The 23,541-nt window shown below is 38.2% G+C and carries 15 protein-coding genes; 8 read left to right on the top strand and 7 right to left on the bottom strand.

Annotated elements, in window-relative coordinates:
* Positions 1 to 68: 68 nt before the first annotated feature.
* A complete protein-coding gene (locus G466_RS0105795; RefSeq protein ID WP_026812812.1) occupies positions 69 to 962 on the top strand; it encodes a DnaJ C-terminal domain-containing protein in 894 nt (297 codons plus the stop codon).
* Between the two features lie 11 nt (positions 963 to 973).
* A complete protein-coding gene (locus tag G466_RS0105790) occupies positions 974 to 1,264 on the top strand; it encodes a chaperone modulator CbpM (protein ID WP_026812811.1) in 291 nt (96 codons plus the stop codon).
* Here G466_RS0105790 and G466_RS0105785 read toward each other — a convergent pair.
* The 7 genes from G466_RS0105785 to G466_RS0105755 all read right to left on the bottom strand — a co-directional run bounded on the left by G466_RS0105785 (position 1,255) and on the right by G466_RS0105755 (position 14,171).
* The gene (locus G466_RS0105785) at positions 1,255 to 2,217 is read right to left on the bottom strand and encodes an ROK family protein (RefSeq protein ID WP_026812810.1); all 963 of its coding nucleotides are present in this window, start codon (positions 2,215 to 2,217) and stop codon (positions 1,255 to 1,257) included. The genes G466_RS0105790 and G466_RS0105785 overlap by 10 nt on opposite strands.
* A gap of 266 nt (positions 2,218 to 2,483) precedes the next feature.
* Positions 2,484 to 3,620, bottom strand: coding sequence for a galactokinase (galK, locus tag G466_RS0105780; protein WP_026812809.1), 1,137 nt, complete (start codon positions 3,618 to 3,620; stop codon positions 2,484 to 2,486).
* A 468-nt stretch (positions 3,621 to 4,088) separates the two neighbouring features.
* Entirely contained in the window at positions 4,089 to 5,225 is a 1,137-nt protein-coding gene (locus tag G466_RS0105775; RefSeq protein WP_026812808.1) for a formylglycine-generating enzyme family protein, read from the bottom strand.
* A gap of 85 nt (positions 5,226 to 5,310) precedes the next feature.
* Complete coding sequence (locus G466_RS0105770) at positions 5,311 to 6,282, bottom strand: M28 family metallopeptidase (protein ID WP_084418754.1); 972 nt, start codon at positions 6,280 to 6,282, stop codon at positions 5,311 to 5,313.
* 233 nt (positions 6,283 to 6,515) lie between these two features.
* Positions 6,516 to 8,102 carry an arylsulfatase gene (locus G466_RS0105765; RefSeq protein ID WP_026812806.1) on the bottom strand — a complete coding sequence of 529 codons (1,587 nt, stop codon included), beginning with the start codon at positions 8,100 to 8,102 and terminating at the stop codon, positions 6,516 to 6,518.
* A gap of 308 nt (positions 8,103 to 8,410) precedes the next feature.
* Complete coding sequence (locus G466_RS0105760) at positions 8,411 to 9,781, bottom strand: DUF3472 domain-containing protein (protein ID WP_051315538.1); 1,371 nt, start codon at positions 9,779 to 9,781, stop codon at positions 8,411 to 8,413.
* A 259-nt stretch (positions 9,782 to 10,040) separates the two neighbouring features.
* Positions 10,041 to 14,171: a hybrid sensor histidine kinase/response regulator transcription factor gene (locus G466_RS0105755; protein WP_026812804.1), complete on the bottom strand. Its 4,131-nt coding sequence runs from the start codon at positions 14,169 to 14,171 to the stop codon at positions 10,041 to 10,043.
* Positions 14,172 to 14,385: 214 nt separating this feature from the next.
* On the opposite strand from G466_RS0105755, the gene G466_RS0105750 reads away from it, so the two are divergent.
* From G466_RS0105750 to G466_RS0105725, 6 genes are all read left to right on the top strand, one after another.
* The gene (locus G466_RS0105750) at positions 14,386 to 15,750 is read left to right on the top strand and encodes a Gfo/Idh/MocA family protein (protein WP_026812803.1); all 1,365 of its coding nucleotides are present in this window, start codon (positions 14,386 to 14,388) and stop codon (positions 15,748 to 15,750) included.
* Between the two features lie 200 nt (positions 15,751 to 15,950).
* Complete coding sequence (locus G466_RS0105745) at positions 15,951 to 19,142, top strand: SusC/RagA family TonB-linked outer membrane protein (protein ID WP_026812802.1); 3,192 nt, start codon at positions 15,951 to 15,953, stop codon at positions 19,140 to 19,142.
* A 20-nt stretch (positions 19,143 to 19,162) separates the two neighbouring features.
* Positions 19,163 to 20,698 (top strand): RagB/SusD family nutrient uptake outer membrane protein, encoded by a 1,536-nt coding sequence (locus tag G466_RS0105740; protein ID WP_026812801.1) that lies wholly within the window; start codon positions 19,163 to 19,165, stop codon positions 20,696 to 20,698.
* Positions 20,699 to 20,719: 21 nt separating this feature from the next.
* A complete protein-coding gene (locus G466_RS0105735) occupies positions 20,720 to 21,367 on the top strand; it encodes a fasciclin domain-containing protein (RefSeq protein ID WP_026812800.1) in 648 nt (215 codons plus the stop codon).
* Positions 21,368 to 21,506: 139 nt separating this feature from the next.
* Positions 21,507 to 22,598, top strand: coding sequence for a DUF5007 domain-containing protein (locus tag G466_RS0105730; protein WP_026812799.1), 1,092 nt, complete (start codon positions 21,507 to 21,509; stop codon positions 22,596 to 22,598).
* 68 nt (positions 22,599 to 22,666) lie between these two features.
* Positions 22,667 to 23,419 carry a M60 family metallopeptidase gene (locus G466_RS0105725; protein WP_262482314.1) on the top strand — a complete coding sequence of 251 codons (753 nt, stop codon included), beginning with the start codon at positions 22,667 to 22,669 and terminating at the stop codon, positions 23,417 to 23,419.
* Positions 23,420 to 23,541 lie beyond the last annotated feature (122 nt).

Below are 23,541 nucleotides of genomic sequence, written 5' to 3'. Positions count from 1 at the left end.
ACCTAATCGTGAGACGCACATACAGAGCAAGTTATCAAATTCATTAACAATGCATAAATATTATTCAAGTGAAGTTTATTGATTATTATAAAATTCTGGGATTGGATAAAAACGCGGACCAGAGCCAAGTTAAAAAGGCATACCGTAAGATGGCCCGTAAATACCATCCGGATATTAATCCTAACGACAAGGAGGCGGAGCATAAATTTAAGGAGGTTAATGAGGCCAATGAAGTATTGGGCGACCCAGAAAAGCGCAAAAAATATGACAAATACGGTAAGGATTGGGAACATGCCGAAGAGTTTGAAAAAGCCCAACGATCTGGTCGTACATCCTCTGGCCATAGAAGGCAATCCCGTTCGCAACAATTTGAAGGAGCTGATTTTTCGGAATTTTTCGAATCCATGTTTGGTGGCAGTGGTGGTTTCCATAGTGCAAGAGGCACTCGATTTAGAGGACAGGATTATAATGCCGAACTAAAATTGCACTTGCGCGATGTATATAACACGCACAAACAAACACTTACCGTAAACAACAAAAACATCCGGATAACAGTCCCCGCTGGAATTGAAAATGGGCAGACCATTAAAATTAGCGGACATGGGGGTCCGGGACAACAAGGGGGGCCAAATGGAGATCTCTATATTACTTTTTCCATTGTAAATGATACTCCGTTTAAGCGAGATGGAAATGACCTCTACTCCACCGTAGATTTGGATCTGTACACCGCTTTGTTAGGGGGTGATATTACGGTTGATACATTTGATGGTCAGGTTAAACTAAAAATAAAACCAGAAACCCAAAATGGCACCAAGGTAAAGCTTAGAAGTAAGGGCTTTCCCGTGTACAAAAAAGAGGGGACTTATGGTGATTTGTTTATTACCTATAATATTAAGACCCCTACCGGATTAACAACAAAAGAAAAAGAACTGCTTAAAGAGCTTGCAGAATTAAGAAAGTAAAAATAAACCCTATGAAACAGGATAAGTATATCGCCATAGAAGACTTTTGTACTTCCCACAATATTGCATCCGATTTTATGATGGAACTTTATGAAATGGGCCTTGTAGATGTAGTGTTCCAAGAAAACTTACAGTATTTACCCATTAAACAATTGCCCAAGGCAGAGAAGATAGTCCGACTCCACCTGGATCTTGATATTAATTTAGAGGGTATTGGGGTAGTTACGGAACTATTAGATCGCATACAGACGATGCAGGATGAAATAACCGCTTTACACAATAAGCTTAGGCGCTACGAATGATCTAAAAGGGAATGGAATGCCAATGCAGCCGGACCTAATATTGCATGGGCACTTGGTGCTGTGGATATCTTCACCTTTATTTTCCCCTTATACGCTATAAATAAATTTTTCTCCATACTGGCAATGGTAGGATTTAGTAAAAGATCTCCTGCCTTCCCTAGTCCGCCTGCAAGGATAAATGCCTCCGGGTCTAGATGTGCGGCTGAATCAGCCATTTTACTACCTAGCACCTCACCAGTCAATTCAAATGCCTTTAAAGCAATAGGATCACCATTGTGTGCCGCTTCGGCAATCATTACTCCTGTTAGGTGATTAAAACTAATATCTTTAAGAGATGATGCTTCAGGCATTTCGGAAATAAGCTCAAAAACAGTACGTTTTAAACCGGTTACCGAAGCGTAATTCTCCAAACAACCTGTTAATCCACAATTGCATTTACGCCCGTAGGGATCTACGTTTACGTGACCTAATTCACCGGCCATGCCATTCTCCCCAGTCAGAAGCTTTCCGTTAATTACAATTCCACTCCCCAAGCCAGTCCCTAAGGTAAGTACCACGAAATTCTTCATTCCCTTAGCCATTCCATAGGTCATTTCTCCAATTGCAGCAGCATTTGCATCATTTGCTATAGTAGTTGGCAAGTTGCAGATCTCTTCTATGGATTTGGCCAAAGGCACTCTCTCTCCCCAACTAAAATTAGGCGGATTTTCCATTTCTCCGGTGTTCACATTGGCATTAGGGGCTCCTACCCCAGCCGCAACAACATCAATATCTTTACCATGGGTACGTAACAATTCACCTACCACATTTTCCAATTTAGTTAAGAAATTTTTATAGGGCAGTTTAGCACCGGTATCATATACTTTTTCACCTATAATATCACCTGTCCTATTCACCAAACCGACTTTGGTAAAGGTTCCTCCTAAATCTATTGCTAACACCCATTTTTCCATGTTTAAACAAGTTTAAAATTTACAACAAAATAATACAAATTTTATCTAATATCCCATGATGCTTCCAACTAATCAGTTGCTAATAAAAGATGGGAGGCTTTCATACGTGGGTTGGCAATAGGCTGAAGATAAGTAACAGTGAACAATTAGCAATTAACATTGTGCATCTTTTAAATTAGACTTCATTGGTCCTACTACGCTTCATTGACTCTAGCAGATAGATGTATTAGCGGAGTTGAAGTCACTTAACAGATTAGCACTAATACTCATTCTTCGAAAGAAATATAGGTTCCCGAACTCGGTCGGACTTCAAAAGCATCTAAGGCTATATTAAAACGGGATTTATATGCTTTGGTCACTTCCGTAATATAGTGATCAACATCATCTTCGTGCACTATATGCAATACACATCCTCCAAATCCACCACCCACTTGCCTTGCCCCAAGAACAGAATCGTACTGTTTAGAAAAATCGACCATGAAATCGGACTCTGGACAGCTAACCTCGTATAGCTCACTTATTCCTTGGTGCGCCTCATACAAGAGCTTCCCAAATAGCTCAAGGTTGTTTTCTTGCAATGCTTTAGCAGTAGCTAGCACCCTCTCATTTTCACTAATGATAAACAAACACCTATTATAAATGGTCTTAGACATTTCTGTGGCAGATGCCTCTAACATAGAAAGTGTAGCGTCTCTTAGGGACATTACTTCTGGATACTTTTTTTGGAATATACGCACCCCATCTTCACATTCCTTTTTTCGGGTATTGTATTCGCTCGATGCCAGATTATGGGATACCTTGGTATTAAGCATAATCATTTTATAAGGAGCAATAGAAATAGGAATTTGAGTATGTTTCAATGTCTTACAATCCAAAAGGAGCACATGGCCCTTTTGACTCATAACCGATGCAAATTGATCCATTATACCGCATTGAGTTCCCACATAAGTATGTTCTGCGGTTTGAGACAGCTGAACAATATCCATATTGGAAATACCAAGATCAAATAGCTTATTTAACCCAAATGCAAGTCCACATTCCAGTGCTGCCGAAGAGCTCAATCCAGAGCCAATAGGCAATTTACTTTCTATAATACAATCGAATCCACGTAATTTATCGGTCCTTTTTAAAAGTTCGTTTAAAACCCCAAGGAGGTAATTTTCCCATTCCACCTCACTTCTGGAAATAGTATTCAGGTCTAGCTTAAATCCTACATTATATCCAAGACTGTAAAGATTACATTGTGTAGAAGAGTTGTTCTTTCTAAATTTAAAGGTGATTCTTTTTTCTATCGCCGTCGGCAAAACATAACCAAGATTATAATCTGTATGTTCCCCTATAAGATTAATTCTCCCTGGGGATTCTACTATAAGCTCTGGCGTAAAATTCTCTATAAACAACATAGGTAGCTATTGATACCTCAAAAATAACAATTCTCAGTTAATAAACGTAAAAAATACGCTTATAGAGAAGATAGTGTTCAGTGAACAGTTAGCAATAAACAATGTACGTCACTGATATAGGTTGACCACTGTTAAGTAAACTACCTCGGAGCAAGCCCGCCTGAATTCTACGGGCAGGCCTCGGAGCATTGCAATCTCGATTATCCCCTAGAAAAAATTAATCACCTCCTTTCAATAGAGGAAGGTGGTTTGCAATGATATTTTATAATTGCTAAAAATATCATTATTCTCTTAATTAAGCGGGGTATATTAATAAGTCGAGACCATCTGTGAAGACCTCTTATCAATAGCATTTACCTGACTCGCGAACTCCTACTAAGCATTAATCTTACTACTCAGTATCATGTCCAAATTTTCTAATTAACCAATTGTTACATTGGTAAATTAATTCATTGATACATTAACATATTACTCCTTTAACATATCAACTGTAGCTACTGTTCTAAAGCCCAAATGCTCCAAGGACGAATCTAAACTGGAGGCCATTCTTGATGACACCCTATAACTAGCACAATAGGAAGCGTTACATAGAAAAGACCCTCCTTTCATTACCTTTTCCTTAGCATAGGGCATATTGGGGTTGTAAGGCGTATTAGCACCGGTAGGATTTACCTCAATAGTATTTTTAGCTGCAACTTCTTTATAATAATTCGTATTGTACCAATCACTTGTCCATTCCCATACGTTGCCTGCCATGTCGTACAATCCAAAATCATTAGGGGGATAGGATTTTACTTGAGCTCTTGTTTCAAATCCGTCTGCCATGGAGTTTGTCACAGGAAATTCGCCTTCCCAAGTATTTGCCATTTGTGATAGAACCGTATCGTTATCGCCCCAAAAATAAATGCTTCCCTCTTTCTTTCCACGGGCAGCTCTCTCCCACTCTGCCTCGGTAGGTAGACGTCTTCCGGCCCATTCGCAATAAGCCAATGCATCTTCATAGGCCACTTGTACCACGGGATAATGTTCTTTCCCTTTTATGGAACTACTTGGACCGTTTGGATGTTTCCAATTGGCACCAATAGTCCAATGCCACCATTGTGAAAAATCGTACAGATTAGGCACTGAGGTCTTTGTTTTTTTAAAGGTAAGTGCACCAGGTTGTAAAATGGAATCATGTGGTTTTGGGGTACCTTCTGGTACTTGTTTCTTCATTTCCTCCCAATCTATAGTCCTTTCCGCCACAGTTACATACCCAGTTTCCTTTACAAATTCTGCAAATTGAGCATTGGTCACTTCGGTAATATCCATAAAAAAACCGTCTAATCTAACCTTATGGGAAGGCTTTTCATGATGCATTGCAATTTCATCTTGAGGCACAGCCCCTTGAGTAAATTCCCCTCCAGGGATCCACACCATACCTTTTGGTGTTTTCACCTTTTCGGGCTGCTCTATCAAGAGTTCTACTTTATCTTCCCTAGAAGGAGTATTTTCCACTACTACTGCGCTTTCCTCTTCTTTGGTGATTGCACTCTTATTATTTTCCTTGCATTGGATGATGCTTGCCACTACTAAAAAAACACCTATCAACTTTATATATTTCATTATGCTATTCTTATCAATAATTAGATTTAATGGATTCCTTACTACTCTAGTTATAGCAGTCTGTATACCAAAATTATGTTGCTCACTAATCTTGATAAATAAACTCCATCTTATAGTCACTTCCAGCTACCGCCATAATAGCATTGTAGATATACTCACTTACTAATTTCTGTCCCTCAAAATTAATATGCTCCACTGTATCTTCTGGCGTATGGTACTGAGGGTGCCCCCCTGTGTGGATACCGAGTACGGAAATATCTTTTTTATAAAATGAAACATGGTCAGACCCTCCTACGGAGCCCGCATGAACAATAGGAGACAGCCCCAATGGAGGTGCCAATTCCTTCATTAGCTCCATCCCGCCAGGAAAGGTCCCAGCCCCCCCCATATAAACGTGGTTTTCATTGTTTAACCTACCCACCATATCCATATTGATCATCAATTTTATTTGCGATAGTGGGACCACGGAATTTTCCACAAAATACCTACTTCCGACCAATCCTTGCTCTTCGGCACCAAAAGCCACTAAAAGAATAGAACGTTTTAAGTCCGATTTATTTGCCATTAGTTTTTCTGCAATTTCCAATAAGGCGGATGTTCCACTAGCATTATCATCTGCTCCGTAATGGATAGCGATATTATCGGATTTAGAAGATGGTCCTCCCCCCATACCCAGGTGATCGTAATGTGCACCTAGTACTATATATTCATTTTTTAAAATAGGCTCATTCCCTTCTATTAAACCAATAACATTCCATGTCTTCACCTCTTTCTTGGGCTCCTCCCCTTCCTTTACCCGCAATTTTGTTTTAAAAGTCTGCTTATAAGAACGGTTAAATGCAGGTATTCCTGATTTTTTAAAGTCCCTTATGATATAGGAAACGATTTTTCTATTAACTTTTCCCCCAGGATAACGACCTAATTTATTTTCAGAGGTCAGGAAAATAATATGATCTTCTAGTTCTTTTTCTGTGATATCGGCCTGAGCAGTTGAAAAATTAACTCCTAATACGACAATCATTAAGGTGATACAGCACCTTCTCTTAAAAAACTCCATAACCATTTAATTCATTTTTTATAAGTGGGTAAAATTAGCACTATTTCCACTTTTAAAGGCATATTTCTCCGCTCTAAGTAGGGATTTAACCCATAGCACCCTATTACATTTACACATTAGCACCTTGGTAAAATGTTACATTTTAAAATTAGCCCTATTCCAAACCTTTAAATTAACCAATTGCTACATTTTTTAATTAACATATTGGCACATTAATTCATGGGTACATTGATTTATTGGTTCAATGGTACATTTGTCATTCCTTCTTTTAAACCTGGAATTTTAAATCTATCGTTATCCGGTTCGGTATGTTCCTGTTCTACTATTTCAGCTGCTCGTGCAATTATATCAGGATGTTCTGACGCTATATTCTTAGTCTCCCCAATATCTGTTTTAAGGTTGTACAGTTCCAGTGTCGATTCCCTTTTAGGGTCTTTCAAGCCTGTTCTAACTACTTTGTAATCCCCCATACGTATAGCCAACTGTCCGCCATACTCAGGAAATTCCCAGTACAGAAATTCGTGCTGATTTTGGTTAGCATTAGACAACAAGGTAGGCATAAAGCTAATTCCATCTGAATGCGCAGGACTATCATATCCTGCAATATCTCCTAGGGTAGCCATTACATCATAATGAACAGAAATATGGTCTGTTGTACTTCCCGGTTTTATACGTCCTGGCCATGAAGCAATCATAGGCACACGAATTCCGCCCTCATATACAAACCCTTTTCCTCTACCAAGTTCACTTTTAAATGGATGTGCACTATTGAACCATGGGGAGTCTGTTCCTCCGTTAAAAGTAGGACCATTATCGGAAGTAAATACAATTAAGGTATTATCATAAATACCTTCCTCCTTCAATTGATTTACCAACTTTCCAATGTTTTCATCCAAATACGAAATCATTGCGGCATAACCTGCACGCGGATTTTGATGTGGAAAATACCCCTTCTCTCCTAAATAAGGCTCTTCTCCTCCAAATTTTTTCACATAATAATCCACCCATTTTTGTGGGGCTTGGATTGGCGCATGGGGAACGGGAGTTGCCCAATACACAAAAAACGGATTCTCCTTGTTATTAACTACAAAACTGCTAAGTTCATTGAAAATAAGATCAGGAGCATATTCATTTAGCGTGTAGTTTGTATAACTATTAGGATCATTGATATCTGCCCCTTTTGCCAACTTTGTATTAGGCGCAATGGTATCGTTGTTTAGATGCACTCTATTTTCATTCTTGTATAAATGCAGAGGATAATAGGTATGTGCCTGTCGCTGACAGTTATATCCAAAAAAATAATCGAATCCCATTTTTGTAGGGATAGAATTAGTATGCGGGGCTCCAAGTCCCCATTTGCCAAAAATACCGGTCTTATAACCTACCTCCTTTAATTTCTTTGCTATAGTAATGGTACTATCTGGCATGGGACGCTGACCTTCTAAAGTAGCGTCTTTGGCCATTGCAGTATAGTTCCACACCTCACCCCTTGCTCCCCATTCGTCATTTCCCCTAATATGGGCCTTTCCAGAATGGGTACCCGTAAGTAACATGTATCTGGCAGGCGCACAAACAGGTGCACTGGTATAATGTTGGGTAAATAACATTCCTTCCTTTGCCAAGGCATCTATATTGGGCGTCTCAATTTTCTCCTGTCCGTAGGCTCCTATCTCAGCGTAACCAAGATCATCGGCCAAAATATAAATGATATTGGGTCTGGAATCACTAATTACTTCGTTCTTATTATCCTTATTGTTGTTGACATCCTTACAGGAAAATAGCAGAAGGGATATTACTAAAATAAAAATTGACTTGTTCATGGTTATCTAGGTTGTGGTTTTGTATTCCGTTTTTAGTGGGTTGCAAACCCAATGTATAATTTTACATTTATTAAAAATGAAATTAACACATCAAATCATCAAACTAACGTATTACTATGTTTGCACATTGGCCCATTGTTACATATCCCGCTTGAATCATTCTTCCATTGTTACATTTTCACATTAATTCATTTTTACATTAATCTTCTTCCAACGTTGACCGATTGCGACTCCGACGACCTGACGGCAGTCAAGCTCAATCTCCGAATCAGTTCATTGCTCTATTATTAGATCGATACATTAATTATTTACAGCTTTTCCAGCGAAGAAAAATCTATTATTGGTCGGACTCCATTTGCCGTTCTCTCATGAAAGGTGTCTATAGTAGTCATTTCATCAAAAAAACCGCAGTTTTTCATAAAAAAGATATTCCTCTTAGCCCCACCGGCATAATCGTCCCTAGACCCTTTTCTTGCAGTTGCATCTGCTGTGAATTTCGCATTGGTTAGCTCATGCCAGTCCCCATTGGTATCCATTATCCATTGGTTGCCATACTGGGCCATCCTGGATACGGGGCCCATTTCGGTCCTGAAATTCTCTAAAAATGAGTGTGGCCTTTTTAGATAAGTACTCGTATGCGGTCTCCTAAATCCGGCGATTAAATTCCACTCTTCCGTTTCAGTATCATAAAAATAGGCAGTATAGTCGGTTGAATTATTCTCTGAAGGTTCCCCTTTCAATAAAAATCGATAGGTATTTCCCGCTTTCCAATTAAACACCTTATAACTCTGTCCTCCAGAACCTTCGTTACCAAATTCCCCTGTAGTTACCCCCTCTCCTTTTCCTAACAAAATAATTTTATACTCATCAGGGATACTTTTAGGATCTTGGGTTTCATACGGACTCCATACGGAAAATAATATTCTTCTTTCCGTTGGGGAATTTACCTGAATTCCAAAATAACCTTCCGCAAATCCATTGGCCATATAGTAGGTCCCAACAACATCTTCCTCCTCAGGAACCGTAATTTCATTATAAAACCAAAGAATATCCTTCTTTTCTGGTACTTTGTAAGTTAAGTGAACTGAAGGCCCTCTACGTCCCCAATAAAAATCTTCTTTTACATAAGTAAGTTTCCCTTGCGTTGCAGCTCCACCTAAAAGCACATCATTAATCTCTGCAAAACGATCTCCTGATTTCTTCATTCCTTGTATTTCCACAAAATGATAACCAGGTTCCTCTATTTTAAAGGTACCAACTTCAACAGTTTCAAAATGGGCATTCGTCACTTCAATAGTTTTGGATACATCACCTACAGTAATTTTTAAGGTAGAAGTTCCTGAAGAAACTTTTAGATTTAGACCCACATTTAAATCTCCCGTTGCTTCCGTCTTAAAATAGGTCCTTATTATGTCATCCGAACTATTCCAAGTACGTATTCCCGCATCAGATATAACCTTATGATTTTGCTCCAAATCACTCACAATCCAACTGTTCCCTCCTGGCTTAATAGCAATTGGAAGATCTAAAGACTTAGTGGCAACATCTTGATTCTTATAATTCTTGGGCAGGGAGTTACAAGAGGTACCTAAAATAAAAATTGCGCTAACTGCTAATGGAACAAACTGCTTGCGTGATTTCACTAAAATAATGGAGTGCTTGAGTGGACTGAAGGTCATGGTTTTAAACATAAATTAGTTCCGTTTATTTTGGAATAGGATTCGTTAGGTCTTTATGCCTGAATTTCCGTGGCATATCTAATTTTCAAAACTAGCCAAAACCACCTCAAAAACATAGTGAAATTTTAATTAAACCAATTTTCACCAATAGCGTAGTTACTATCCGTACGAAAGTAAAATATCTATAGTTAACAATTTATTGTTTCGCAAAAGATGAAGAGAAATAGCAGATAAAAAAACATACTGTCTCTCCACAAACTTATTTAGAGGCAAAATCGGATGGATTTATCAATTCCGTTTTACCCTTATATTTTCCAGGAGTTACGCCATACTCCTTTTTAAAGGCTTTAGAGAAATACTTAGAATCGTTAAATCCTACCAAGAAAGCAGTTTCAGATACCGAGTAATTACACTGGGCAAGCAAAATTGCTGCTTTTTTTAAGCGCATGGTTCTTACAAAATCCACGATCTTTTTACCAGTTAAACTCTGAAATTTCCTATATATAGAGGAATAACTCATATTAAGCTTAGCAGAAAGTTCTTCCAGTTTAAAATCTGGGTTGCTAATTTCTTCTTCTATCAATCCCACCAATTTTTCCAAAAAGATCTCATCCTGGGATTTGTTAGGTCCCTCCTTAGGGGTGCTTATTAAATCGTTTTTATACTTTAAAACTAGACGGTCATTTTTTGTGACTATATTATTCACTTTCAGGATCAATTCATTTGTTTTAAAAGGTTTCCCTATAAATTCTATAGCTCCTGCACGTAAGCCCTTCAACTTACTTTGTTCTGTCTTTTTTGCCGTCAACATTATTATTGGAATATGGGCGGTTGTCTCGTTTTGCTGTAAATTGCTACTCATTTCTATACCATCCATTTGGGGCATCATCACATCCGTGATAACAATATTTGGTTGATGCTGCATTGCCAATTGTAGGCCTTCTTCCCCATTTTCAGCTAAAATCACATTGTAATACCCAATAAATATATCGCGCAAGGAAATTTGCAATTCGTAGTTATCCTCTACGATCAGAATTGTTTTATTCAGTTTCTTAGGATGCTCTTCTGATTCTACAATAGTAAGATCAAGCATTTCTTTAGCTATAGGATATTTCCACTCTTTCTCAGGGCCTTCAATTGCCGATGTAATTGCCTCTCCTTTAATTATGGGTAAATAAACACTGAAGCAAGCACCTTTATCAATTTCCGACTTAACATCAATTTTCCCATTGTGCAGACCAACGAGCTCTTTAATCAAAGCAAGTCCTATTCCGGTACCCATTCTCTCCTTCCCAGAATCGGCCTGATAGAATAATTGAAAAATATTTTCCAATTCATGCTGAGGGATACCCGGGCCAGAATCTGCAACGCTAATTTTAACAATCTCCTCTCCTTTTTCTACCTCTACCTTAAACAAAATGGTTCCCGCTTTGGGCGTAAATTTAAAGGCGTTGGATAAAAGGTTAAATACAATATGCTCCAATTTATCCCTATCATACCACATCACCAGGTCTTCTTTAGGATAACTACATTCATAACTGATTCCTTTAAATCTAGCCTGATCATTAAAGGCACTTGCAAATTCTTTTAAATCGGCAACTATATTAAATTGTCTAGGCCTGAGTGTTAATTTATCTAATTCTTTATCCCTTAAAGAAGTAAGTTCAAAAACAATGCGCGACAACCTTTTAGCATTGTTCGATATTAACCGGAGCCGCTGTTGCAACAATTCATTCCCACTACTTACGGCACGTGCCATCATATCTTCCAACGGAATTAAAATCAATGTTAATGGCGTTTGGATCTCGTGCGACATTTTTGCAAAGAAATTCAGTTTTAGAGCATAGAGTTCTTTCTCGTGATGGTGCTGCAACTCTTCCGCCTGTAAGCGATTTCTAAATTTAATCCATAAAAATATTCCGTAAAGCACTCCCATAACTAGTATTGCATAAAATAGATGTGCCCACCCAGTATTCCAGAAAGGTTCTGAAATATGAATGGCAACTGACTTTTGACCTATATCCCAATTTCCGGTCTTGGTCCCCGCCCTTACCTCAAACGTATAATCACCAGGGGGAATATTAGTATAGGTAGCTAAACGTTCCTTCCCCGCAAAAATCCATGAATCGTTAAAACCTTTCAGTCGGTAAGCATAATTATAATTAGGAAAAAGAATATTATCCATCGCCAAAAAGCGAAAAGAAAAAGAAGACTGATTATAATTAAGTGACAATTGTTTTATATTCTCGATACCCTCTTGTAGTTGTTCTGGAACTACCTCAATAGCAGGTTGGTTTAATATCTCCATTCCTTCTATGAACAATTCAGCAGAATAGTGTTCCTTCTCCAACATTTCAGGTTTAAAGTAGTTAACTCCGTTTAAGCCTCCAAAATAAAAATACCCATCGCTTCCTTTGTGCGCACTCCGCTGCATAAAAAAATCATTCTGTAAGCCATCCCTCTCTTGGTAGACTCTGGTAATGGAATCTGATATATTATAATGCCATAGGCCTGTAGTAGAACCCAACCATATATTATTTTCATCGTTTTGCAGCACAGATCTAAAAACGGGCGCCTTAGGAGTTTTATCAAAATTATCATCGGTGGAGTTTTGCAGGTTCACCAATTCAAATTCTTCTATATTAATATCAAATTTAGCCAATCGTCCATTGAACGATACCAGCCAAATAGTCTTATCCCCAACACAGGACATTGCCAAGATATCATTGTTTTTATTCGTCAATTCCTCCTCACTCAATCGTGTGTACCGTCTAAACGTAGATCTGGAAATATCTGACTTGTTCTCATTAAATCTAAACAAGCCACCCCCATTGGTAGCAACCCATATAACCCCTTTCGCATCTTCAACAATACTTTGCGAAATATTGCCCACCAACCCATTTGAGTTATTTTTAAACTTTGTCAAGAGGGTTTGGCTATCCAAAAAAACATATAAGCCCTGATCCGTAGTTACCCACATCCTTTTTTTGGAATCTCGAAATATAAATCGGACATCTTGCACACTATGTCCATCTGCATCCATCAAGGGCTTTTTCTGAAAACTTTTTTGCCTACTATTATAAATGTGCAGTCCGTTCTGATACGTTCCTACCCAAATATCATTATTCCCATCTTCATTTATTGAGTGGATATAGAAACCTTTATGGTTTAACGTATTCTCGAAAAAATGTTTGCTAGGCCCATTCGAAGTTACTTTTGCAAGTCCTTCCCCATCGGTACCAATCCACAAGACTCCATCGCTCGCCCTAAAGGAGGATAAAATGCGCGCTGGTTTTAAACTGACCGTTCCAGGGTGATAAAATAAATGATTATCCGTTTTCCTAAGCACATTTATATTACCGTAATTGGTTAGCACCCACAAATTATTTCTTAGATCCTCATTTATATTTATTACGGTATTGGTACTTAATGAAAACTTATTCAGATCATTGTGCTTATAGGTAGTTAATTCTCCTGAAATTGGATCTACCCTATATAGTCCGTTCCCATCTGTGCCCAACCAAACATAACCGTCCACATCACAGTACATGGAACTGAACAGCTCGTTAATCTGTCCATTAGGATGGTTTTTAAAAAGGGTATTCTGGACAAATACCTCATTTTTGAAATCATAAACTAAAATCCCCAAGCTAACATAGGACGATCCAATCCATAATCTATCTTGCTTATCCAACATCAACAAGGTATTGTCGGACAAGGAGTAATTGTACGGGAAATCTAATATCTCTTTATTTTTTGATTCGAGGTCGAAGGTATAAATTGGTCCCTTGTAGGTGCTTAGGATTATCTGCTTGGACTGCCTTACCGCCATAGAGCTTATACCATATCTACCATGCCCGGAAACTGGAATACTGGTTATACTGTCCATTGTGCCATTGATATGGTCATAAGAATACACTTCACCGGTTTTAGTAGCCATCCAAATTTTATCACCTTCAGGATATACCACCTCTATAGGATAGTTCTTTACAAAACCTTCTATCTGTTCATTAATAGATATAAAAGTCCCGTTCCTTTGTAAAAAAGAAAGGTCGCCATTCAGAGAAAGTGCCCAAATAACGCCACGACCATCCCTGAATACTGATTTTACTTCATCCGAAGAATTGGTGTTGTTAAAAATTCGATCTCTGGGAATAAACTCAAAATTATAACCGTCGTATTTAGATATTCCGAAGGCATGAGCCAACCAGATATATCCCATATCGTCCTGAACGGAATGCGTAACCTTAACGCTTTGGTTATCTATATTAAAAGGTAGGCTAACAAAATTGGATGGATTCTGCGCAAAGAGAAAGATCGCATTCAAGTGCATTAATACCACTGCAAAACACCATTTCCATTTAAACAAAACCGCTGTATTTTGCATCATAAATATTTCTTAAATATAGGAAATTCCACTCTCTTAAAACTTCCTAACAAATGAATCCTAGTAGGAGGGTAAATTCAGCAAAAAGGGGTCTTTTTTTAACATATCCCCTATAATTCCTAAAAAACACCCCTAGAACGCGAAAATAAGACACTTTACTATTTAACACAATATTAATATTTGTAAAGTACTATTTAGTTGAACCAATTAAGATAACATGAACCAGAGAAGAAACTTTATCAAAAAAACAGCCATTACCTCTGCTGGCATAGCCCTCTTACCTACCCTATCCTGGGGAAATACAGGAAGGAAAGCTGTTCAAAAATTAAGGGTAGGTGTTATAGGGGTAGGCTTAAGGGGTACCAATCATTTGGTGAACCTATTAAGAAGAGATGATGTACTGGTTACTGCTATTTGTGATAAAGATCAAAACAGACTAACTATAGCACAAAATCATATAGAAAAGGCAGGACAAAAGAAGGCGAAAGCCTTTGGGAAGAACGATTTAGATTATAGGAACCTCCTGGCTTTGGAAGAAGTAGACGCGGTAGTAATAGCTACTCCATGGTTATGGCATACTAAAATGGCCGTGGATAGCATGAAGGCCGGAAAGTATACTGGCTTAGAAGTCTCTGCAGCTAACACTTTAGAAGAGTGTTGGGACTTAGTAAATACCCATGAAGAATCTGGTAGTCATTTAATGCTACTGGAAAATGTAAACTATAGAAGAGATGTTCTAGCCGTATTAAATATGGTGAAACATAAGGTATTTGGAGAATTATTACACTTCACCTGTGGTTATCAGCATGATTTAAGAGGCGTAAAATTCAACGATGGAAAAACCGCCTATGGCAAGGGAGCCGAATTTGGCGAAAAGGGAATCTCAGAATCCGCATGGCGAACCCAACATTCGTTACTTAGGAATGCAGATGTATATCCCACCCATGGGTTAGGACCTATTGCCGTTATGGCCGATGTAAATAGAGGCAATAGATTGCTCTCTTTAACCTCACATGCTACCAAAGGAGTTGGACTTAACAAATATATAGTGGAGACTGGCGGAAAAGATCACCCCAATGCTAAATTAAAATTCAAACAAGGAGATATTATTACCTCTACTGTTGAGACGGCAAATGGGGAGACTATAATTATAACCCATAATGTAAATAACCCCCACCCTTACTCATTAGGATTTAAGGTTCAGGGAGCACAGGGGTTAACGGATTTTGATGCCCACACCCAAAGAATACATATAGAAGGGGTTACGGAAGGCCATGGCTGGGAGAACATGGACAAATGGTTTGAGAAGTACGACCACCCCTTATGGAAAAAGTATGGTGATGGTGCTACCGAAGCCGGTCATGGAGGAATAGACTTCTTTGTGCTAAATGCTTTTGTAGAGTCTGCCAAAGAAAAAGTGGCTCCGCCTATGGATGTTTACGATGCAGCTGCGTGGAGTGCAGTAACACCACTTTCCGAACTCTCTATAGAAAACAATGGGGAACCACAAGATTTTCCTGATTTCACTAGAGGAAATTGGATTAAGAGGAAACCGTACAACTGGATAAAGGATACCTATTAGGCCTACTTAGCAATGAATAATAATGATGTGTTTAGTTTAAGTTAGTTTTTAATCGCCCATTTTATGCAAATGGAAAGGGCTTTTACACACCAACCTCAGCTTTAAAACACTAGAATAAAGAAAACCTAAAAACCCAATAAAAATCAATGAGAGCCTCTTTTCCCATTTAAGATTGACCACTAATTAAATTATACTGTAAAATGAAAAAAATATTTAAATGCTTATTATTACTCACCTTGGGTTTTTCACAATATGTCCTTGCCCAAGTTACTACGGTCCAAGGCACTATTTTTGACGAAAATGGTGTTGCTCTTCCAGGTGCATCCGTAGTAATAAAAGGAACTATCACCGGAACCCAATCCGATTTTGATGGAAATTTCTATATAGATGTAAAAAGTCCAGAAGCAGTTTTAGTCATCTCATTTGTAGGTTATAAAACACAAGAGATTACTATTGGAAATCAAACACAAATTAATATTTCCATGACCCCGGATATGACTCAATTGGACGATGTGGTCCTTATTGGATACCAAAAGGTTCATAAACGGGATGTCACAAGTGCTGTTTCTAGTATTAAAAGTGATGCCATTGAGGGAATTCCCGTCTTGGACGTATCGGGATTAATTGCTACACAGGCAACTGGTATTCAAAGTGTAAACATGACTGGTGCCCCCGCAGGAAGAGGAGCCCTAGTTATTCGAGGAAATACAAGTATTGGAGGTAATATCGATGCGGATCTTGCTTACAGCAGCCCCTTATATGTAATTGACGGGGTCCAAACAAGTCTTGAGGATTTAGCGGGCTACGGAGTTTCAAATATTGACTTTTTAGCCTCACTTAACCCTAATGACATAGCTAGTATTGACGTTTTAAAAGATGCCTCCGCTGCAGCTATTTACGGATCTAGGGGCGCTAATGGAGTTATCATTATCGAAACTAAAAAAGGAGCGGCCCTAGATAAACCAGAATTTTCATTTTCTACCAGTCTAGGGCTACAACCAAAACCAGAATTGGTACCAATGTTAGTTGGTGCAGCCGAACGCCGAGCTAAAATGGATATGCTAAATAAATGGTGGAAGCCCAGTGAGTTACAATCAGGGGAAACCCCTATTATGTTGACAGATAGTTTAAATCCGGCTTTTAACAATAATGTAGATTACCAAGGCTTGTTCTATAAAACTGGTATTGCCCAACAATACGATTTTAGCGTACGAGGGGGAAGTGAAAAAACAAACTATAGAATGTCCCTAGGGTACGACAACCAGGAAGGTGTTATTAAAGGAACTGGAGTAGACAGAATTACTTTTTCCACTAGCCTGAATTTTACTGCGGGTGACAAGTTTAGAAACCAAATAATTACTAGATTTACACATACCGATTTGCAAACTGGTCAAGGGAACCCATACAGATCAAGCTATAGTCTTAACACCGCTCTTCCGGTAAACCCGGCGGGATTACAATCTTCGCTCTTTTATATTACGGATGCCAGAAAACAATCATTAAATGGGAATTTGGAAGGAAAATTGAACCAAGATAAAACGGTCAACTTCACCATTTCTAACTTTGCCACCTATGATTTATTAGATTTCCTAAGTCTTAACTCTCAGTTGAGCTTTGTATATGATAGCAACAAGAAAAATTATTACGAACCCTCTTCTATTAGAACGGAGCGTGATGGTTTTGCCAGCTATTCTTTGTACAACCGTAAAAATATAACGGCAGAAACATACTTAAGTCTTTTTAAAACCCTAGGTATAAATAATGATCATGAAGTTACAGGGGTTTTGGGAAATAGGATAGATTACAATCAATATGAGGACATGGCACTTTCAGCGATTGGTTTTGGAAGTGATGCTATTCAAACGATCAACGATCGGTATACTAAAGATCAAATCAGTGGTTATACGGATATAAGCGCCAATGCTTTGGTTTCTTATTTTGGACGTGTTAGCTATAAATTTAAGAACAGATATATGATAGGAGGAAACTTTAGTATTGACGGTTCCTCTAGGTTTGGTAAAGATGTACGTTGGGCAAAATTCCCATCCCTAAATGCCGGTTGGGTCATTTCCGATGAGCCTTTTATTCAGCCTCATATATCCAGTTTTATTGACTATCTTAAAATAAGAGGTAGTTGGGGTGTTAACGGAAAACAATTTCCAGAGAACTATTTGCGTTTTGGGAAATACAATCTAGGCTATGGTGGAAACGTTTATTGGGGCAATCAGATGAATGTTTCTAGTTATGGAGGAACTACTGGTGTTATTCCTAATTATGATCAAATTGGGAACGCATCATTATCTTGGGAGGAGACAGAGCAATGGAACATTGGTTTTGATCTTGATATGTTCAGCAGAAGGGTAAGCTTAACCTTTGATGCCTATAACAAAAACACGGATAAACTCTTTTTTGACGTAGCCTTTCCAGCCTATTCAGGTTATAATTCGGCACCAACAAACGTAGCGGGAGTAATAAACTACGGCTGGGAGTCCATGCTCAGGTACCACGTTTTTCCAAGAACAAATGATTTACGCATAGAGTTGATGGTAGGATTTGCTCAGAACAAGAATTTTGTTTCCAAATTACCTAACGGAAATCAGGATTATCTTGGCGGCGATTATGGTTATGTAGTTGGCAGACCTCTTAACCTGTACAAAATGTTCATTAACGATTATATTATTGACGACTTAGATCAACTACCAGTAAACCCCTTCACCGGACAGCCATTAAGGGGAAAAGATGCATGGGCGTCTATTAGACCAGGTTTTCCTATTTGGAAGGATCTGAACGGAGATTATTTGTTAAACGAGGATCACGATTATAAATTAACTACGGATTTTTCCCCTATTCCAGATATTACCGGGTCCTTCAATATAAACCTTCAATATAAAAAATGGTACTTTCAAGCTTATAGTCAGTTCTCCTTTGGAGCCGACATAAAAAATACTGTCTTAAACAGCTATATGGATTCTTATGACAGAGGAGGCGATGGCTGGGCAAGAAGAGGTTTGGCCGATCTTAGCGAATATACTTTTTGGGAGAAACCAGGGGACGGTGCAGCGGGTGTAGATTTCCCTGCCCTTTACCCAACATCACCAAGTCTTGGCCCATTTTATGGTTTTAGAGGGAATCAAACCTTATGGATAGAAAGTGGGGATTACTGGAAAGTAAACAATGCTGCGATTGGTTACACTTTTGACCAAGGCGACAACTTCATGAAAAATACTGGATTATCGAGATTAAGGATTTACGGTGCGGTATTAAACCCCTACCAATGGCAGAGATCTAAAAAAGTGGTAGATGCCTCTATGGTAGATGCCAAAGGTCATACCTATGGAAACGGATACCCACAAGCCAGAACCATAACCATTGGAATTGACACTAAATTTTAATTTATAAAACTAGGAAACTAATGAAACGTTTTAAAATATACATCATAACATTGTGCCTACTTGGTAGCGCAAGTTGTTCCGATCTTCTAGATCAAGAACCAATCAGCATTACACATCCAGATGTTTTTTGGGACAGTCAAGCTAATGCAGAGCAAGCTGTTGCTGGGGCCTACGGTCTTTTTAAACAAGCAATTATGAACCAGTCCAATTTTCTTTATTGGGGAGAATGGACCGGAATGACCTTTATGAACAGTAGAAACTGGATTGTAGGTTATATTGAGGGAAGTGGAAATTACGTATTGGCCTATAGAGATGCATCCATTAACTGGAAGAATTTTTATAGAGCAGCCAATTGGGCCTACACAATTGAACAGTATGTAGACAAGATGCCTGTAGAGCTGTTTGATTCTCAAACTGAAAAGGACAGACTGCTTGGAGAAGCAGCGTTTATAAGGTCACTGACCTATTTTTACATGGCACGTATTTGGGGAGATGTTCCAATTGTTGAACAATCTATAGAAAGCTCAGATCAATTAATTACTGATGAAGGTTTTATTGTTACAAATCCTAGAGTAGACGAATTAAAAGTTTTGGATTACGCACTTGAAGCCGTAAATAAATCAATTGGTTTATTAAGGTATTCTACCCCAGGGGATTCTAAATGGGCAATTACCGCCAATAAAGCAAGCGCGGAAGCTTTAAAAGCTCATATTTCTCTTTGGTATGCTAGCCGGGATAATAATAACACCCAAATGATAGACCAAGCTATTGCTGCTACTACATCAGTTATTAACAATAGTGGGGCAAGTTTGATTGATTATGCCACTGAAGGCAAAGAAGGCTTTGATAAAATGTGCGTCGGACAATCTAAAACTGGACTCTTCGAAATAAATATCAGTTCTGGTATGAACGAGTCTTTTAGACTATCCCAAAATGATGACAACCATACCGGTCTTACCTTGAATTATCCAGTTTGGCCAAGTGTAAATACTGGAAGTAGTCCTTACCTAGATCCAGAGTTTTATGGAAATGAAATGATGGCTACAGATAGTGATAGAGCTACTGATATTCGTAAGGAGTTATTCTTTTACGAATATGGTACAGAGCCTGACTATGCATTCCTACTAAAATATTCACATTCTTCACAGGATTCTGCTTCAGAAGACGCCTATGCTCAGTTCTCAGAATCAAATATCTTAATTTTCCGTCTGGCGGATATGTATCTATTACGAGCGGAGGCTAATGCACGAATAGGTAATTCTGGTCCCGCCATTTCTGATTTAAATACCATAAGAAGCAAGGCCAATGTACCAGATTATACTGGAGCAACCGATGAAGAAGCTCTTATAAAAGCCATATTTGATGAACGGGCTATCGAGTTTGTTGGAGAAGCTCAATCTGGTTATGATAGGATCAGAATGAATTATTTTGATGGTGTTCCTTGGGTAAATCAAGCGAGAAACACAAAAAAAGGATATTTCTGGCCAGTCCATCCCTCGATAATATCAGTAAATCCTTCCATTCTTCAAACCGAATATTGGAGAGGTAAACTTTAGGTTAATTTAAAAATAAGCACGATGAAAAACATAGTAATCATATTAATTACCGTTGTTGTTCTTTATTCTTGTGATAAGGATGGCAACTACCTAACCGATGGTGGCCTAAGTAATCCCGAAGTAGGAACAACTACCATGGAATTTTTTAAATCGCATGAGCAGCTAGATACTTTGGCCCTTCTTATTGAGAGGGCAGGTATGATCGATGAGTTCAACGGAAATAATACCGTTTTCGCTCCGAATAATCTTTCTATTAGAAACTTCCTTAATAGTAGGTTGGAAGAATTAAGGCGAAGCGATCCACAAGCAGAATATTCCATTAATGACATACCACTAGATACCCTAACAAAATATATGGGGGGATACATCATTTCAGGGAAAATAAAGCGCGAGGATATGAAAAAAGAACAAGGTAAAATCTATACTGCTGTTAATGGTGAAGAAAGAAGAATTTCATTGGAACCTACAGCTAATTATGGTGGAGAACTTGATTCTAGACCAGAATATGTGTATTTCACCTATAAACAAGGTGACGATTGGGATAAATGGGACGATATAAAGGACGATAATAAAGTAGTGGTAAAAACCTCTAATTTAATTTCCACCAATGGCGTAATCCATGTATTGCAAGGAGGACATACCTTGTTTAATTACAAGAAATCCAAGTAATATATAATTTTCTAGGGAACTGTAATCTTTAAAAATCAATTTGCATATATATGAAAGGTTCGGCTACGACTTCTTTAGCAACGCACTGCTCAGCAGAACCTTTCATTTTAAAAGAATATCAACTTATTAAAATAAAGCGATGAAAAAAATATTATATTCTATACTCATCATAATCGTAATGGTTGCATCATGCCAACCCCCAGAAGTGGGATATATCAGTGATAACATTCATGCTTTGGAGGACACCATATCTGTACCGCGAGGTGTCTTTAAAATAGGAGCAGCACCTGCCATTGAAGGATCTACATATCCCCTAAAATGGGAAATAACAGGAGTTACAGACGCACAAGGGAACACTACAAATGATTTGTTCGACGAATACGAACTACTTACATGGAAAGCAGCCTTTAATGCAGATACTGACACCACTTTAGCGCTAGTAGAAGAAAAACTGGAGCTAGGCAATTTCCCGACCATTCTTATAAATGAGGTAAGTGGTGAACTAGCATTTACTCAGGCTAGTAAATTTGTCACTGATAATGACATTTATAAAATAAATGTGAAGGCATCCAATATACGTGGCGAAAAACAATTAGATGAATTTGTAATTGTGAAATTACAGGATTTTCAACCTGTAGAATTTCCAACAGAGATGAGATCTAGATTACAATTGGGCAAAGGGAACGGCGCTTATGATATTGCATACACATCTACGATTATGAACGATTTTGATGATGGTGTTCCAGGTGTATTGGACGGAACCCATCCCTATATTACTGTAACAAAAATTTCTGAAGAACCAGCTTTGGGAGTTAAGGTGAAAATGATTATTTCAGATAGCTATGGTGCTGCTTTAAACCCTGAAAAAGTAGTGTTTTATCCTTCAGGAGCCGAATATCTTCAAAACTATCATGATAACTCCATAGAGACTACAGTTGACGCAACTGGCTCCACTTTTTCTTTGCCAGCCCCACCATTCCCCCAATTTGGAAGAACTTATGGATCTGGCACAAATTCCTATTTAATGTACTATCTCACTTCGGATGATGCCTTTACAGTTGATAAAGCTGCGTTTGAAGCAGATAATGGACCAAAAGACTGGACCCCTTATATAGATCCGGATACAGGAGAGATTAGAAATAGGGCTTATATCCGATGGGGTATTAAAATTAATGATTCAGGTACTTGGGAAATAAAAATGAAAATTCCGTACACCAAAATTAAAGAATAGGTAATTTATTTTAGTCTACTCAATATTAATTAAAATAATAATTCATCTCCCCCACTGGTTTAAGATGGTTGGGTATGACCGAGGTTTCTAATAACATTTATAGCCTTTATGTACAAACCACATGGGGTAATGAAGCCAGAATTGACACCGAGGTGGTTAACCCCTACAACAACTGTTACGAAAAGGCCTTTACAGAAATTTTAGCTAATAATCTTCCGCATGGTGAGCATGGAGATGTATTCTGTAAACTAGTACCCTTTTGGCAATTACAACTGTATTTCTCCAATGTATTGGGTAACGAAGATTTTTATAAGGACGTACACGAAAGAATTAGAGTAAGCGACAATCCATCTTCTCATGGGGTTGCTCAGGTGGAGTTTGCTAAAATATGTTCTGATATCGCAGAAACAGATTTAACGGAGTTCTTTATAGACTGGGGATTTCTTAAAGCAGTTAATGCAGACTTAGATGATTACGGACAGGGAACAATAAACGTTACACAGTCCATGGTAGACGATGCCATATCCGATATTAAAAGTAAAGGCTATCCAGCACCTGAGATGCAATTGCAATTTTTACATGAACAAAGTTTAAATACCTTTAAAAATAAAGCTGCTCTTAGTGTAGGAAAAGCATATGTATCTAATACAAAAATTACTATTTCTGGAACAAATAATGCTGCCGTTTATCAACAAGAACGAGATGGTAAGGTTATCCATATATCGCCAAGAGCTATTTTTACAGTTGCCAATTTTGAATCCAATGACAAAATATTTGCAGTTGGCTATGACGGGGAGCGTATAGAAATGTCCGTAAATTAAATGTCCAAAGAGACTACGTCTAGTTACTAAAGCAATTAGACGCTACCTCATTAAAAATTTAATGGTATGTGAAAGGAAATTCACCTTTCGCATACCATTTTTTTTATTCCAGAACTCATAGG

Source organism: Arenibacter certesii DSM 19833 (genome assembly GCF_000429545.1).
GTDB classification, from domain to species: domain Bacteria; phylum Bacteroidota; class Bacteroidia; order Flavobacteriales; family Flavobacteriaceae; genus Arenibacter; species Arenibacter certesii.
The sequence above is the reverse complement of the archived record's forward strand: the minus strand, read 5'-3'. Positions and strand labels throughout refer to the sequence as shown.